The sequence below is a fragment of the Xanthomonas sp. NCPPB 1067 genome (assembly GCF_020783795.1).
In the GTDB taxonomy this organism is placed as follows: domain Bacteria; phylum Pseudomonadota; class Gammaproteobacteria; order Xanthomonadales; family Xanthomonadaceae; genus Xanthomonas; species Xanthomonas melonis.
The window spans coordinates 33,750-49,742 of the sequence record NZ_JAJGQG010000011.1 but is presented as its reverse complement, the minus strand read 5'-3'; the positions used below and the strand labels follow the sequence as shown (position 1 = coordinate 49,742).

At 67.7% G+C, this 15,993-nt stretch carries 11 protein-coding genes and 1 riboswitch; of the genes, 7 read left to right on the top strand and 4 right to left on the bottom strand.

Annotated features, from left to right (window positions below; genetic code table 11):
* The first annotated feature begins 257 nt into the window (after positions 1–257).
* From LL962_RS10555 to LL962_RS10535, 5 genes are all read left to right on the top strand, one after another.
* Positions 258–1,265 carry an aldo/keto reductase gene (locus LL962_RS10555; protein ID WP_228316863.1) on the top strand — a complete coding sequence of 336 codons (1,008 nt, stop codon included), beginning with the start codon at positions 258–260 and terminating at the stop codon, positions 1,263–1,265.
* On the top strand, positions 1,262–2,134 hold the full coding sequence (locus LL962_RS10550; protein ID WP_228316862.1) for an amidohydrolase family protein: 873 nt from the start codon (positions 1,262–1,264) through the stop codon (positions 2,132–2,134). Before LL962_RS10555 ends, LL962_RS10550 begins: the two co-directional genes overlap by 4 nt.
* Positions 2,131–2,901 carry an SDR family oxidoreductase gene (locus tag LL962_RS10545; RefSeq protein ID WP_104588379.1) on the top strand — a complete coding sequence of 257 codons (771 nt, stop codon included), beginning with the start codon at positions 2,131–2,133 and terminating at the stop codon, positions 2,899–2,901. The genes LL962_RS10550 and LL962_RS10545 overlap by 4 nt, the downstream gene beginning before the upstream one ends.
* Positions 2,902–3,058: 157 nt before the next feature.
* The gene (locus LL962_RS10540; RefSeq protein WP_228316861.1) at positions 3,059–3,916 is read left to right on the top strand and encodes a fumarylacetoacetate hydrolase family protein; all 858 of its coding nucleotides are present in this window, start codon (positions 3,059–3,061) and stop codon (positions 3,914–3,916) included.
* Between the two features lie 463 nt (positions 3,917–4,379).
* Positions 4,380–5,702 (top strand): L-fuconate dehydratase, encoded by a 1,323-nt coding sequence (locus tag LL962_RS10535; RefSeq protein ID WP_228316860.1) that lies wholly within the window; start codon positions 4,380–4,382, stop codon positions 5,700–5,702.
* A 228-nt stretch (positions 5,703–5,930) separates the two neighbouring features.
* Here the strand turns inward: LL962_RS10535 and LL962_RS10530 are convergent, their stop codons facing one another.
* Positions 5,931–6,290 carry an L-fucose mutarotase gene (locus LL962_RS10530; RefSeq protein WP_228316859.1) on the bottom strand — a complete coding sequence of 120 codons (360 nt, stop codon included), beginning with the start codon at positions 6,288–6,290 and terminating at the stop codon, positions 5,931–5,933.
* A gap of 2 nt (positions 6,291–6,292) precedes the next feature.
* The gene (gene fucP / locus LL962_RS10525) at positions 6,293–7,594 is read right to left on the bottom strand and encodes an L-fucose:H+ symporter permease (RefSeq protein WP_228316858.1); all 1,302 of its coding nucleotides are present in this window, start codon (positions 7,592–7,594) and stop codon (positions 6,293–6,295) included.
* Between the two features lie 178 nt (positions 7,595–7,772).
* Between fucP and LL962_RS10520 the strand changes: the two genes are divergently transcribed.
* Positions 7,773–8,549: an IclR family transcriptional regulator gene (locus tag LL962_RS10520; RefSeq protein WP_228316857.1), complete on the top strand. Its 777-nt coding sequence runs from the start codon at positions 7,773–7,775 to the stop codon at positions 8,547–8,549.
* A 297-nt stretch (positions 8,550–8,846) separates the two neighbouring features.
* Positions 8,847–9,015, top strand: a riboswitch (yybP-ykoY riboswitch).
* Between the two features lie 6 nt (positions 9,016–9,021).
* Positions 9,022–9,603, top strand: a complete 582-nt coding sequence (locus LL962_RS10515) for a manganese efflux pump MntP (RefSeq protein WP_104588384.1) — start codon at positions 9,022–9,024, stop codon at positions 9,601–9,603.
* A 97-nt stretch (positions 9,604–9,700) separates the two neighbouring features.
* Here the strand turns inward: LL962_RS10515 and LL962_RS10510 are convergent, their stop codons facing one another.
* Entirely contained in the window at positions 9,701–13,150 is a 3,450-nt protein-coding gene (locus tag LL962_RS10510) for a hybrid sensor histidine kinase/response regulator (RefSeq protein ID WP_228316856.1), read from the bottom strand.
* Positions 13,151–13,593: 443 nt separating this feature from the next.
* Positions 13,594–15,993 (bottom strand): GH36-type glycosyl hydrolase domain-containing protein, encoded by a 2,400-nt coding sequence (locus LL962_RS10505; protein ID WP_228316855.1) that lies wholly within the window; start codon positions 15,991–15,993, stop codon positions 13,594–13,596.

Genomic DNA, 15,993 nt, shown 5'->3' with positions numbered 1-15,993 from the left:
CCACCCCTCGACGAGCAGCGATCCGGTTTCGCAAGGCGCGCCCTCGGCGCTTGCAGCACCAGCACCACGCGGGGTGCCCTCTCGCCCTGCCTTCCCGCCATGCTGCACCGCAGCGTGATCTGTTCACTCATGATTGCGATATTCATATGCGAACAGTCCGGCACCCGCCGGCTGCCGGACGTTGCGATGCCCAGCGATAGCCCTCACCACTACGCTCCACCCTGCGCCGCATCGCCAGCGCGTGTGGAGCGGCACGCATGAGCAGGCTGCCGCAGTCGGTGGGCAGCACCAGCGTGCAGCTGCCGGCACTGGGATTTGGCGCCGCGCCCATCGGCAATCTGTACGCCGAGGTCGACGAGGGCCAGGCGCTGGCGGCGATCGCCGCGGCCCTCGAGGCCGGCATTCGTCATTTCGACACTGCGCCCTACTACGGCTACGGCCTGAGCGAGGCGCGCCTGGGCCGGGGCTTGGCCAGGGTGCGGCGCGATGCCTACACGCTCTCGACCAAGGTGGGCCGCTGCGTCTACGACGATGCACAGGCGCCTGCCGGCCGCGAAGGCTTTGCGGTGGCTGGCCGCCGCGCCGAGTTCGACTACAGCGCCGACGGCGTGCGCCGCGCCTTCGCCTCCAGCCTGGAGCGCCTGGGGACCGACTACATCGATGTGCTGCTGCTGCACGACATCGGCGCGCTGACCCACGGCGACAACCACGCCAATGTGCTGCGCCAGGCCTTGGAGGAGGCCTTGCCGGCGATGGCGGAACTGAAGGCCGCCGGTGCATGCGGGGCGATCGGGCTGGGCGTCAACGAACAGGAGGTGGCGCTGGAGGTGCTGCCACGCTTCCCGCTCGACTGCGTGATGCTGGCCGGCCGCTACACCCTGCTGGAACAGCACGGCGCGCGTGCGCTGCTGGACCAGGCGCAGCAGCGCGGCGTCTCCATCCTGTCGGCCGGTCCGTACAGCTCGGGCCTGCTCAGCGATGCGCGTGGGCCGGGCGCCACCTACAACTACGCGCCGGTAGACACCGCCACCCTGCAGCAGGCGCAGCGCCTGTATGCGGCCTGCGCGGCGTTCGCGGTGGACATCGGCGCGGCGGCCCTGCAGTTCCCGCTGGCGCATCCGGCGGTGACCACGGTGGTGGCCGGCATGCGCAGCGTGGCCGAGGTGCACGCGGCCGCCGCCCGCCTGCACACCCCCGTTCCGGCCGCGCTGTGGCAACGCCTGCGCGATGGCGGCCTGCTCGATGCGGACCTGCCCACGCCATGAACCGCGTCGATGCGCATCTGCATTTCTGGCACCTGGCCCGCGGCGACTACGACTGGCTGACGCCTGAGCTCGCGCCGCTGTACCGCGACTTCGCCCTGCACGATGCGAGCGCGGCGCTGGATGCGGCCGGCGTCGCCAGCCTGGTCGTCGTGCAGGCGGCCGCGACGGAAGCCGAGACCTGCTACCTGTTCGAGCTGGCGCGCGACGAGCCACGCATCGCCGGCGTGGTCGGCTGGGTGGATTTCGCCGCACCCGATGCCGCCGCACGCATCGGTGCGCTGGTGCGCGCCGGCGACGGCCTGCTCAAGGGACTGCGCCCGATGGTGCAGGACATCGCCGATGTCCGGTGGCTGGCCGATCCGGCGCTCGACGCCGCATTCGACGCCATGCTGGCGCACGATCTGGCCTTCGATGCCCTGATCCGCGCGGTGCACGTGCCGGCGCTGCAGACGCGGCTGCAACGCCATCCGTCGCTGCGCGTGGTCGTCGATCACGGCGGCAAGCCGCAGATCGCGGCCGGCGAATTCGTTGCCTGGGCGGCCGGCATGGCAGCACTGGCGCAGCATCCCAACGTGCATTGCAAACTCTCCGGCCTGCTCACCGAAGCCGCGCGCGGCGCCGGCGTGGACGCGCTGGAGCCGTATGTGGCGCATCTGTTCGCCCGCTTCGGCGCACAGCGTCTGCTCTGGGGCAGCGACTGGCCGGTACTGACGCTGCGTGCGGATTACGCGCAGTGGGTCGAGATCGCCGACCGATTGGTCGCCCGCCATGCCGCTGGCGATGCCGATGCGGTCTTCGCCGACAACGCCCGCGCGTTCTATCGTCTGCCACGGCCGGCGGCACCCACCCACGGAACCTCACCGGTATGACTGTCTCGATCGCTTCGACCCCCACCGACCGCCTGCACGGCAAGCGCTGCCTGATCACCGCCGCCGGCGCCGGCATCGGCCGCGAAAGCGCGCTGGCCTGCGCACGCGCCGGTGCGCAGGTGATTGCCACCGATATCGACGCCGCGGCCTTGCAGGCACTGGCCGCCGAATCGGAGGCGATCACCACCCAGCTGCTCGACGTCACCGACGCCGCGGCGATCACCGCGTTGATCGATGCGCACGGTCCGTTCGATGTGTTGTTCAACTGCGCCGGCTTCGTGCATCAGGGCAGCATTCTCGAGTGCGACGAGCCGGCCTGGCGCCGCTCGTTCTCGATCAATGTCGATGCGATGTACTACACCTGCAAGGCGGTGCTGCCGGGCATGCTGGAACGCGGCCGTGGCAGCATCATCAACATGTCCTCGGTGGCGTCCAGCATCAAGGGCGTGCCGAACCGCTTCGTCTACGGCGTGACCAAGGCCGCGGTGATCGGCCTGAGCAAGGCGATCGCCGCCGACTATGTCGCCCAGGGCGTGCGCTGCAACGCGATCTGCCCCGGCACCATCAAGACGCCCTCGCTGGGCCAGCGCGTGAAAGCCCTGGGCGGCGACGAACAGGCGGTGTGGAAGAGCTTCACCGACCGCCAGCCGATGGGCCGCCTGGGCGATCCGCGCGAGATCGCGCAGCTGGTGGTGTATTTGGCGTCGGACGAATCGTCGTTCACCACCGGCCAGACCCATATCATCGATGGCGGCTGGTCCAACTGAACGCGCCACACGCCGCGTTGCGCGTTGCAAGCCGCGCGCGATGCGGCGCAGCGCTGCCGTTCCTGCGCTGCGTTGTCGAGGGAGCGATCTGCGTGAGCCGCTGCACGCGCGCCAGTCCCGATAGCCACTCCATTCCTCATCTGCAAAGGAAGACTGCATGAAACTCGTACGTGTTGGCGCCGAAGGCCACGAACGCCCTGGTCTGATCGATCACGACGGCCGCATCCGCGACCTCAGCGGTGTGATCGACGATGTGGCCGGCGAGCACCTCACCAATGCCGGCCTGGACAAACTACGGGCGCTGGACGTCTCCACGCTGCCGGTGATCGAAGGCGACGTGCGCTACGGTGCCGCAGTGGGCCGCATCGGCAAGTTCATCTGCGTGGGCCTGAACTACGCCGACCATGCCGCCGAATCAGGCATGGAAGTCCCCAAGATGCCGATCCTGTTCATGAAGGCCACCACCGCGGTGTGCGGCCCCAACGACACCGTGATCATTCCGCGCGGCTCGGTGAAGAGCGATTGGGAAGTGGAACTGGGCGTGGTGATCGGCGATGTGGCGCGCGATGTATCGGTGGACGCAGCGCTGAACCATGTGGCCGGCTACGCGGTGATCAACGATCTGTCCGAGCGCGAGTTCCAGCTCGAACACGGCGGCCAGTGGGTCAAGGGCAAGAGCGCCGACACCTTCGGTCCGATCGGGCCGTGGCTGGTCACCCGCGACGAAGTGGCCGACCCGCAGAACCTGTCGATGTGGCTGGAGGTCAACGGCCACCGTTACCAGAACGGCAGCACGCGCACGATGGTTTTCGGCGTGGCCGAACTGGTCAGCCATATCAGCCGCTACATGACGCTGATGCCCGGCGATGTGATCAGCACCGGCACCCCGCCGGGCGTGGGCCTGGGGCAGAAGCCGCCGGTGTATCTCAAACCTGGCGACGTGATGGAGCTGGAGATCGAAGGCCTGGGTCGCCAGCGCCAGCCGGTGGTGGCGCATCCGCGCGATGCTGGTTGAGGCCCTCATCTCCCCAGGGACCTGGCTCGCCACGAGAGCGAGATGCGGCGAAGGCGAGCGGCAGTCGTTCGTTCGACGCAACCTAGGCCCCTCTTCCTTGGGAGAGGGGTTGGGGTGAGGGTACGGCACCACGTCGTCGCGCAAATCGACGCAATGCCGCTGTTGGTTGGTGTGCTACCTCGGTGCTGGTGCTAACGCATCATCAGCATGTCTTCAGCGGGTGAGCGGCTGCGTTGAATGTCCAAACGTTGCAGCGCGTCGATAGCGATACGCAGTTGGTCGTGCAATCGAGTCAGTGATTTGAGTTGCAAACGCACGGGCGACGCCATGCGTCAACGCAACCGGCGCTACGCGTTCATACCCTCACCCCAACCCTCTCCCGGCGGGAGAGGGGCTAAAGCAATTCCCTGTTTCCGTTCTTGCCGTTCCGCTCTTATTCCACCCTTCATCGCCCAGGATTTTCATGAGCACCATCATCGCCCTCGAAACCCACGACGTCCGCTTTCCCACTTCGCGCGAGCTGGATGGGTCGGACGCGATGAATCCCGATCCCGATTACTCGGCAGCCTATGTGGTGCTGCGCACCGATGCACCCAATGACCTGGCCGGCTATGGCCTGGTGTTCACCATCGGCCGCGGCAACGACGTGCAGACCGCGGCGGTGGCCGCGCTGGCCGAGCATGTGATCGGCTTGCAGGTGGAAGCGATCATCGCGGACCTGGGCGCCTTCGCGCGCCGGCTCAACAACGACTCGCAACTCCGCTGGCTGGGCCCGGAGAAGGGTGTGATGCACATGGCGATCGGCGCGGTGATCAACGCCGCCTGGGATCTGGCCGCACGCGCGGCCAACAAGCCGCTGTGGCGCTACATCGCCGAACTCAGTCCCGAGCAACTGGTCGACACCATCGACTTCCGCTACCTCACCGACGCGCTCACCCGCGACGAGGCATTGGCGATGTTGCGTGACGCGCAGCCGCACCGCGCGCAGCGTATCGCGCAGTTGATCGAGCAGGGCTACCCCGCCTACACCACCTCGCCCGGCTGGCTCGGTTACTCGGACGAGAAACTGGTGCGGCTGGCAAAAGAAGCCGTGGCCGACGGCTTCCGTACCATCAAGCTCAAGGTGGGCGCCAACGTGCAGGACGATATCCGTCGCTGCCGGCTGGCGCGCGAAGCCATCGGCCCGGATATCGCGATGGCGGTGGACGCCAACCAGCGCTGGGACGTGGGCCCGGCGATCGACTGGATGCGCCAGCTGGCCGAATTCGACATCGCCTGGATCGAGGAACCCACCAGCCCGGACGATGTACTGGGCCACGCCGCGATCCGCCAGGGCATTACCCCGGTGCCGGTGTCTACCGGCGAACACACCCAGAACCGCGTGGTGTTCAAGCAGCTGTTGCAGGCCGGCGCGGTGGATCTGATCCAGATCGATGCCGCGCGCGTGGGCGGGGTCAACGAAAACCTGGCCATCCTGCTGCTGGCCGCCAAATTCGGCGTGCGCGTGTTCCCGCATGCCGGCGGCGTGGGCCTGTGCGAGCTGGTACAGCATCTGGCCATGGCCGACTTCGTCGCCATCACCGGCAAGATGGAAGACCGCGCGATCGAGTTCGTCGACCACCTGCATCAGCACTTCCTGGATCCGGTGCGCATCCGCCACGGCCGCTACCTCGCCCCGGACGCCGCGGGCTTCTCCGCACAGATGCATGCCGCCTCGATTGCGGAGTTCAGCTATCCGGGCGGGCGTTTCTGGGTCGAGGATCTGGCGGCCAGCGCGAAGACCTGAGCCCGCGTTCCCTCATCCGCCCTGCGGGCACCTTCTCCCGCTTGCGGGAGAAGGGAGTCTCCTGCCGCATTCCAAGAAGGACAGGCGGCTGGTCAGACCACACGTCACAGGAGCCAGGCGGCACGCGCAGGACACCGCGGCGCATGCATCCGCCCGGCCACCGCCAACACCGAACACGCCCTTCTCCCGCCTGCGGGAGAAGGTGCCCGAAGGGCGGATGAGGGGGCTCTAGCGTTGCGCCCGGATCGCCTGGCTCAGCGCGAAGATCTGCCCAGCTGCACGCCACTTCTCGCCGGGCGCACTTCCCGGCAGCGGCTTCTGGAACCTCCACATCAACTCTTCCCACGCCTGGATGCGCGGATCGGCCGCATCGCGCGCGGCCTTGGCGGCCGGATCGTAGTCCTCGCTCACATCCATCAGCATCACCAACCGATCGCCGCTGCGAAAGATCTCCAGTTCCTGGATGCCGGCCTGCTGCAGCGAGGCCACCACTTCCGGCCACACCTCGGTGGGTTGATGCCAACGCTCGTATTCGGCGATCAGCGCGGCATCGTCGTGCAGGTCCAGCACATAGCAAAGACGCGGCATGCTCAGGCTCCCGTCACGACAGGCGCCGCACGCGGCGCGCGCAAGGCGAACACCAGGATCACCGCGAAGCACGCACCCGGCACCAGCATGGCCCAGTGGATGCCGGCCATGTCCGAGACCGCGCCCATCAGCGCGGTGAGCAACGCGCCGCCGATGATGGACATCACCAGCAGCGACGAGCCCAGCTTGCGGGCATCGTCATGCATGCCGTCCAGGCCCAGCGCGAAGATGGTCGGGAACATCACCGACATGAACACGCTGGCGGCCACCAACGCGTACAAGCCCGTCCATCCCGGCAGCGCGATCGCGACGGCGCACAACAGCAGATTGATCGTGGCGAAACTCGCCAGCAGCTTGGCCGGCGCCAGATAGCGCAGCAGCGCGGTACCGATGAAGCGCCCGGCCATGAACAACACCAGCGAGATGGTCAGGTACGTGGCGGCGGTCTTTTCCGGCGTGCCCGGCACCGCGTCCTGCAGATAGCGGATCAGGTAGCTCCAGATCCCGACCTGCGCACCCACATAGAAGAACTGCGCCACCACCGAGAACACGAACAGGCGGTTGCGCAGCAGCTCGCCGAAACGCGCACGCTTGGGCGCTTCGCCCGCCACTGCGTCCGGCGCACCGGCGGGAAAGCGCACCAGCGCGATCAGCAGCGCCCACAGCACCACCACCGCGCCGATGATCAGGTACGGCGTCTGCACCGCCGCCGATTCGGCCGCGAAGAACGCCTCGCGCGCGGCCGGCGCCATCGCCGCCAACTCCGCGGGGCTGTGCTCCACACCGGAGAAGATGAAGTGCTGGCCCACCAGCACGCCGGTGATCGAGCCCAGCGGGTTGAACGCCTGCGCAAGGTTCAACCGCCGCGCCGCGCCATCGGCCGGTCCGAGCACGGTCACCAGCGGGTTGGCGGTGGTTTCCAGGAACGCCAGGCCGCTGGCGATCACGAACAGCGCCAGCAGGAACAGCCAATAGGTGTGCACCTGCGCGGCCGGGTAGAACAGGAACGCGCCGCACGCATACAGCAGCAGGCCCAGCACCACGGCGGCCTTGTAGCTGTAGCGGCGCATGAACATCGCTGCCGGCATCGCGAAGACGAAATAACCCATGTAGAACGCGCTCTGCACCAAACCGGCCTGCAGGTCGGTCAGTTCGAACGCCTTCTTGAACTGCTTGATCAGGATATCGTTGAGGTTGTTGGCCATGCCCCACAAAAAGAACAGGCTGACGATCAACACCAGGGGGACCATGGCGGTGCGCGCCAGGTTGCCACGCGGTGACGCGGCAATGTCACTGTGATGCATGCGACCGTTCCCCTCCCAAGGCTGTGGCGCTTGCGTTGCAATCGAGCGAGCGTACTGCGCGCGCCTACTCCATGCAAATATAAAATCTTTGTTTATATTTGCACTCACACTCCCCACCTGACCCCTGCCCGCGTTGCCTGTACCCTGGCGCGCCGCCCCTGCCCGGAACCGCAAACGGATGAGCACCGAACCCGCCAAGTACCGCGCGCCGGCCCTGGACAAGGGGCTGGACATCCTGGAGCTGCTGGCACGCGATGCACGCGCGCTGAGCATGGGTGCGATCTCGCAGGGCGTGGGGCGCTCGCGCGGAGAAATCTTCCGCATGCTCCAGGTCCTGGAAGAACGCGGTTACCTGATGCGCGATGCCGATGGCGACTATGTGCTGACCAATCGCTTGTTCATGCTCGGCATGCAGCAGCCGCAGGTGCAGAACGTCACCGAAGCCGCACTGCCGGTGATGCGGCGGCTGGCCGATGCGATCTGCCAGCCCTGCCATCTGGTGGCACCGTCGGGCGACCAGATCGTGGTGATCGCGCAGATGGACGTGCCCAGCGACCTGGGCCTGGTGGTGCGCCCCGGCCACCGCCGCCCGCTGGCCCACTCCACCTCCGGTCTGGTGCTGTTCGCCTTCCAGCAACCGGATGTGCAGGCGCGCTGGCTGGAGGCGCTCGATGCCAGCGCCGTGCCCTACGACCGTGCCCGGTTCCTGAAGGATGCGCAGCAGACCCGCCGCGATGGGTATGCGATGCACGCCAGCGAGGCGGTGGTCGGCGTGGTCGACCTGACCGCACCGATCCTGCAGCACGGCAGCGCCACCTATACGCTCACGGTGCCCTTCATCGAACGCCGCCCCGAACTGGTGAGTCCCCAGGCCGCCTTGCAGGCGTTGTGCGCCGCCACCGCCGAAATTTCCGACGCCTTGATGTATCACCCACCACGCGCGCTGGGAAGCTGATCCGGCCATCGCCTGTTGGTGGTCCTTGGCTGGCACTGGCGGTCGACTGCCACGGCGTGCAGCGATCGCGCGTCAGCACATCCCTTTCCCCGCTCACGGGGGAAGGTGCCCGCAGGGCGGACGGGGGCAAGGCGCGCCCAAGCACCGACCCCCGGCGTGACGCTGCACCGCAATCGCCACGGCATTCGATGCATGGCGCGGACAAGGCACCGCAATAGCCAAGGCTATGAAGATCAGACCGACCTTCGCGTGCAGGCAGATCGCTCGAAAACCGGTATTGCGTTGTTACACTGCGCGCCCCTTGGGGAGTAGCCTGCGTCCGCATCGTCGGACGCGCCTGCATCAACATACTCGGCCGTTGCGCCGTGGTGCAGGCAACCTTGCGTGGTTTGGCGAGACCAGCGGCATGCGCGTACGACGACGGTTGGCGCGGGCGCATGCCGTTGTGTCCGTGCCCAACCCGAGCGTGTCGATGTCTCCGCTTTCCATCGTGTTGATCGGTTTTGCCATGTCCACCGATGCGTTCGCCGCGGCGATCGGCAAGGGTGCAGCCATGCGCAAGCCGCAGTGGCGCGATGCGCTGCGCGCGGGTGCGATCTTCGGCTGCATCGAAGCGGTCACGCCGGTGATCGGCTGGTTGCTGGGCCGCGCCGCTTCCAGCCACCTGCGATCCTTCGACCACTGGATCGCCTTCGGCCTGCTGGGCGCGCTGGGCGTGCACATGATCGTCGCCGGCCTGCGCGCCGATCCCGATCTGACCGACGAACCGGGCAGCGGCACGAACAAGACTGGCCTGCTCGCGCTGGCCGCCACCGGGTTCGCCACCAGCATCGACGCAATGGCGGTGGGCGTGAGCCTGGCGTTCCTGGACGTGCACATCGGCGTGGTGGCGATCGTGGTGGGCCTGTGCACCTTCAGCATGGTCACCGCCGGCATCATGCTGGGCCGCGCGCTCGGCAGGCTGATCGGCAAGCGCGCCGAAATCCTCGGTGGTTTGATCCTGGTGATCGTCGGCAGCGTGATCCTCTACGAACACCTCAGCGGCGTCGCGTAAGCGCCTCCCCTGGCAGGAGCGTGCCTGCGCGACCGGGCGTTAAAGATAATGCTTCCCCGCGCGCAGGCATGTCCGACGCTGTCGTCGGGTGACACCTTCAGCGCGTTTTCGCATCGTGATACGCGCTCAGGAATGCGCGCAACGATGCCGGCTTGACCGGCTTGGTCAGCAACCGATAGCCGCGATCACGCGCGAGTTGCTTGAGTTCGTCGCGGCCGTCGGCGGTGAGCAGCGCGCCGGCGATAGGCGACGGCGCGGCGGCCTGCAGCGCGTCCAGCGTGTCCAGGCCATCCAGACGATCGTGCAGGTGGTAATCCACCAGCATCAGATCCGGTTGCTGGCGCGCGCAGTCCAGTGCCTGGTCCACGGTACTGGCGGTGATCACCTCCACCTGCCAACGGCCCAGCAGCGCGCGCATGCCGTCGAGAATCTCGCGGTCGTTGTCCACGCACAGCACACGCAGGCCGGCCAGCGATTCGCCGCTGGACACCGCGCGCGCGGCCGGCGCAGGCAGCAGGGGCGCCACTGGCACCGGCGCGACGCGCGGCAGCAGGATCGAGAACATGCTGCCGCGGCCAACCTGGCTGCGCGCGCTCAAATCGTGATCGAGCAGGCGCGAGATGCGTTGGCAGATCGACAGCCCCAGCCCCAGCCCCTGTTCGCCCCAGTCGAACGGCTGCTGGTAACGACGGAATTCTTCGAAGATCTGCCGCATGTGGTGTTCGGGAATGCCCGGGCCGGTGTCCCAGACCTGCAGTTCCACCTGCGTGCCGCGCCCGCGCATCCCAAGCACGATACGGCCCTGGCGCGTGTAGCGCAGCGCATTGGCCAGGAAATTCTGCATCACCCGGCGCAACAGGCGGCGGTCGCTGCGCACCCAGATCGGCCGGGTGTGCACCTGCAGCCGCAGGCCGCGGCTGGCCGCCACCGGCGCATACTGCGCGGCCAGCTCGTGCATCAGCGCGCTGGCATCGAAATCCTCGACCGTGGGGCGCAGCCCGCCCGCATCCAGGCGCGACACATCGAGCAGGCCATCGAGCAGTTCCTCGGCCGCACGCAGCGAGGCATCCACACGCTCGGCGAGATGGCGCTGTTCATCGTTGTTGCGGTGGCTTTCGCGCAGTGCCGAGGCGAACAGGCGTGCGGCGTTGAGCGGCTGCAGCACGTCGTGGCTGATCGCGGCCAGAAAGCGCGTCTTGGACTGCTGCGCCAGCTCGGCTTCGCGCGAGCGATCGGCCACGCGCTGCTCCAGGTTCTCGTTGGCGTCCAGCAACGCGCGCTCGGCACGCTTGTAGTCGGTGATGTCGTTATAGCTGGTGACATAGCCGCCGCCGGGCAGCGCCTGGCCACGCATCTCGATCACCTTGCCATCGCTGCGGGTGCGCTCGAACACATGCGGCGAGCCGGCGCGCATATGCCGGATCCGGCGGTCGATCTGGTCCTCGATGTCGCCCTCGCCCAGCTCGCCGCGCTCGGCGTTGTAGCGGATCAGGTCGGCCACCGGGCGGCCGACGTACAACATGCCGTCCGGGTAACCGAACAGTTGCTGATAGCGCCGGTTCCACGCGGTCAGGCGCATCTCCGGATCGACCACGCTGACTGCGGCGCTGATGTTTTCCAGCGTCGTGGACAGGATTTCGCGATTGAAGCGCAGCTCCTGCCCAGCCTCGTCCAGCACCGCCACCACTTCGCCCAGCTCCATGCCCGAGCCGCGCAACAGGCTGGTCAGCACCAGCCGCGCCGAGGCTGCACCGATGGAGGCCGCCAGCAGGCGCTCGGTGAACTGCACCCAGGCACGGTCGGCCACCGCCGCCGGTTGCAGCTCGCGCTCCAGCAACTGCGCCTGCTCCACGAACGCGCGACGCGCATGCCGCTCGCCCACCACGCGCTCGGCCAGCGCCTGCAGATCGCCGACACGCACGTGCCCGGGCCACTCGCCGGCCACTGCCGGGCGCTGCGCATACGGATCCAGGAACGGCGCGGCGCGCAGCCGTTCGTCCACGCCCGGGCGCCAGCGCGCCGAGACCAGCATCATCGCCCCGACATTGATCAGCAGCGACCAGAACGTGCCATGCGCCAGCGGATCCCAGCCGCGCATGCCGAACAACTGCTGCGGCTGCAGCCATGCGATACCGAACGGCCCATCCACCAGCCACTCCGGCTGCAGCCAGCCGGCGCGCGTGGCCGCCGGCAGCAGCAGCGTGTAGATCCAGGTCATGAAGCCGAGCACCATGCCGGTCTCCACGCCCTTGCGGCTGGCACCGCGCCAGTACAGCCCGCCGATCAGTCCCGGCGCGAATTGCGCCACCGCCGCGAACGCCATCAGCCCGTAGGTCGCCAAGGTGGTGTCGTTGGCCACGCTACGGTGATAGCCATAGGCGATCAGGGCCAGCAGCAGGATCGCCACGCGCCGGATCCACAGCACCCGCGAGGCCACCGCTGCGCGCGCATCGGCGCTGACGCGGCGGCGCAGCAGCACCGGCACCACCAGATCGTTGCTGACCATCGTGGCCAGGGCGATGCTGGCCACGATCACCATGCCGGTGGCTGCGGAGAATCCGCCGACGTAGGCCACCAGCGCAAGGACGCTATTGCCCTGGCTCAGCGGCAGTGCCAGCACCACCGCATCGTCGACCACCGTGCTGCCCTGCCCGAACAGGGCGATACCGGCCGAGGCGATCGGCACCACCATCGCCGAGATGACCACCAGGTACGCGCCGAACAACCAGCGGGCGCGACGGATATCGCCCACATCGCTGCATTCCACCACGGCCACATGGAACTGGCGCGGCAGACAGATCACCGCCAGAAAGCTCAGCAGCGTCTGCGAGATGAAGCCCACCGATGGCGTATGTTCGAACAGGGTGCGCGCCGAATCGGCGATGTGCAGCTGGTGATCGCTCAACCACAGCCATGCGAACAGGCCGACCGCCACGATGGCGACCAGCTTGATCACCGACTCCAGCGCGACCGCCAGCATCATGCCGTGATGGTGTTCGGTGGCATCGACCTGGCGGGTGCCGAACAAGGTGGCGAACAGCGCCATCAACAGCGCCACGTACAGCGCCGGATCGGCGAGGATGCCGCGCCCGGCGCTGCTATGCCCGGTCAACACCTCCAGGCTCATTGCCACGGCTTTGTACTGCAATGCCAGGTAAGGCACGATGCCGACCAGCGCGATCACCGCCACCAGTGCGGCCAGCCGCCGCGAACGGCCGTAGCGCGAGGAAATGAAGTCGGCGATCGACACCGTGTTCTCGGCACGCGCGATCAGCGCCAGGCGTTCGATGATGCGCCAGCCGAACAGCAGCAACAGCAGCGGGCCGAGATAGATCGGCAGGTAGCCGATGCCATTGCGCACCGCCGAGCCCACCGCGCCGTAGAAGGTCCACGACGAGCAGTACACCGCCAGCGCCAGGCTGTAGACCGCAGGCCGCAGCCACGGTCGCTGCGTGTACATGGGCCGGCGATCGCCCCACCACGCCACACCGAACAGCAGCGCGGCATAGCCCACGGACACCAGCAGCAGGATCCAGCTCGAAACCAACGGCGCTCCTTCGGGCAATGCCAGCGTGCGAGTGTACGCAGTGGCGGCAGGGGAATGGAGCATGCGGGAGGCAGGCTGCCCCCCATCCGCCCTGCGGGCACCTTCCCCCGCAGGCGGGGGAAGGGAGCAGCGCCGGACAGAATGGATCGCCGGGAAGCGGCACCGCAGCTGGCGCAGCGCTGGAAGGCAACAGCCAACCCGATGTCAGCAAGCTCTCCTCTCCCGCCCGCGGGAGAGGGTGCCCGCAGGGCGGGTGAGGGCCGCTCAGCCCGGCAACCGCACCTGCACCCGGTACACCCGCCCGGCAGTCACCGCGTGCACCCACTGGTCCGCGCTGACCACACCGTCCACCAGCACCTCCAAGACAACAGCCAACCCGATGTCAGCAAGCTCCCCCTCTCCCGCGTGCGGGAGAGGGTGCCCGCAGGGCGGGTGAGGGCCGCTCAGCCCGGCAGCCGCACCTGCACCCGGTACACCCGCCCGGCAGTCACCGCGTGCACGCGTTGATCCGCGCTGACCACGCCGTCCACCAGTACCTCGGTCGCCACGCGTCCGGCCTCGCGCTGCAGCTGCACCTCGAACTGCGCACCGCGGAACTGCCGCGTCGCCTGGGCCCGAGGCCAGTGCGAGGGCAGCTGCGGACGGATCGCCAGGGCATCGCCTTCACCGACCAGGCCGAACAGACCTTCCAGCACGCAGCGATACACCCAGGCCACCGTGCCGGTATTGAACAACTGGCTCGAACGCCCGGCCGTGCGCGGATACTGATGCCAGGCACCGCGGTAATAGTTGGGCAGCGACACCGGCAGATGGCCGCGCTGCAACACGTCTTCGCGGCTCGGGCCAGGCAGCAGCGAACGCAGGACCTCCCAGGCACGATCGGCCTCGCCGATCTGGTAGAGGCTGTACAGATAGAACGCGGCCGCGTGGTTGTACACCGCGCCGTTCTCCGCAGCGCCAGGCCATTTCTGGGTCAACCGACCCACGTCGTCGCGCATGTGCGTATACGCCGGCGCCAGCATCACCGGGCCGTACGGCGTATGCAGCTGCTCGCGCACCGCCTCCAGCAGCGCCGCACGCTGCTGCGTATCGGCAGTGCCGGCCAGCAACGCGAAACTCTGCGGATTGAGATAGATGCGACCCTCCACATCGTCGGCGATGCCGAAGCGCACGCCGTCGTCGGTGATGCCGCGCGCATACCAGTTGCCGTCCCACAACTCGCGATTGGCATCGGCATTGATGGTCCCGACCGCCTCGCCGAAGCGCTGCGCCTGGGTGCTGCGTCCCTGCGCAGCACAGATGTCCGACCACAGCCGCAGCGCATACGCGGTGGCCACGGTGAGCCAGCCGGACACGCCCTTGCCGCGCCAGCCGACCATGTTCATCGGATCGTTCCAGTCGCCCTGGGCGATGAAACTCAAGCCACGCGCATCGCGTGCGTCCAGCAACCACTGCATGGCCGCATCCAGGCGTTCGGCCACACGCAGGCGCTGCCCGTCGTGGGTCTGCACGATCGCATCCAGGATGCCGGCATCGCCGGTTTCGGCGAGGTAAGCACTCAGGAACATCGGCAACCACACGCAGTGATCGGTGTGCGGCACCTGATTGATGTACTTCAGCTCGGCGCCTTCCACCAGCAGGATGCCGTCCGGCATCGCGCCACTGGGCTCCTGCTGCGACAGCGCGTGCAGCAACGCCGCGCGCGCGGTGGCCGGCTGCAGGTAGGCCATGCCCATGTGATCCTGCAGGTAGTTGCGGGTCTGCGGGTCGGTGGTCAGGCGGTTGACGTCGCCGTGGTAGAACACCTGCCGCGGCAACCAGTGGTTGACCAGGTTGTCCAGCGCCGGGTCCGGAGTGGCGATCTGCATGCAACCACGTCCACCCTGCAGATACAGCGCGTAATCGCGTGCGGCCACGGCGAAGCCCTCCTGCGACAGATAGCGCGCACGCAGCGCAGCGATCTCGGCATCGTCCTTGGCCGGCCCGAACGCGAAGCGGTACACGCGGGCGTCGTCGGCCTGCAGGCTCAGGCGATACTGCAACGCGGCGGCCGGGGTTTCGTAGTGCGCCTCGTGATTGCCAAGCTGCTCGGCCTGGATCGCCGACGGCGCATGCAACCCACCCTCGCCTTCGAAGGCCAGTTGCTGCGCCTCCCAGGCCACCGGCGGCTGCTCGTGCAACAGGAAGGTGCAGTCCTTGAAATCGCGTTGGCGGAAGTAGTCTTCGATCTTCTGGTAAGGCGCCACGCTGCGGCACACGATGCCGCCCAGTGCCGGCTCGTAACCGCCGGCCTGATGCATCCACGACATGTAGCCGACCGGAAAATACACGTACAGGCTGAGCCGGCGCGCGCGTCCGGAACGGTTGTGCACGCGGCATTCCCACAGCTCCACCGCATCGTCGGTGGGCAGGGCCACGCACAGCTCCACCACGATGTCGTCATGGCGCACCGTCCAGCGCACATCGCGCTTGCCGGCAGAGAACTCGAACGCCTGCGGCGGCGCGCGCACCGGTTCGTGCGGCACCGAATACAGCGCACCGCTGTCTTCGTCCTTGAGATAGAAGAAGCGGCCGGGATGATGCGCGTAATACGGCTGCTCCGGCATCATGAAGTTGCGCGCTTCCAGGATCGGCGCATGCGCGTATTTGGCCGGTTCCGGCTGCATGAATTGCCCGGTGGCATATCCGCGGCAGGTCAGCTGCAGCATCATGCGCCGGTTCCACAGAAAGCCGCCGGCATTGGGCATGGCGGTGGGGCTGTACAGCGCGTAGCGCGCGCCATCGGCGCTGGGCGCCAGCAGGGTGGACAGGTCGTCGGACTCGGCGGAAGGCGTTGCGGACAC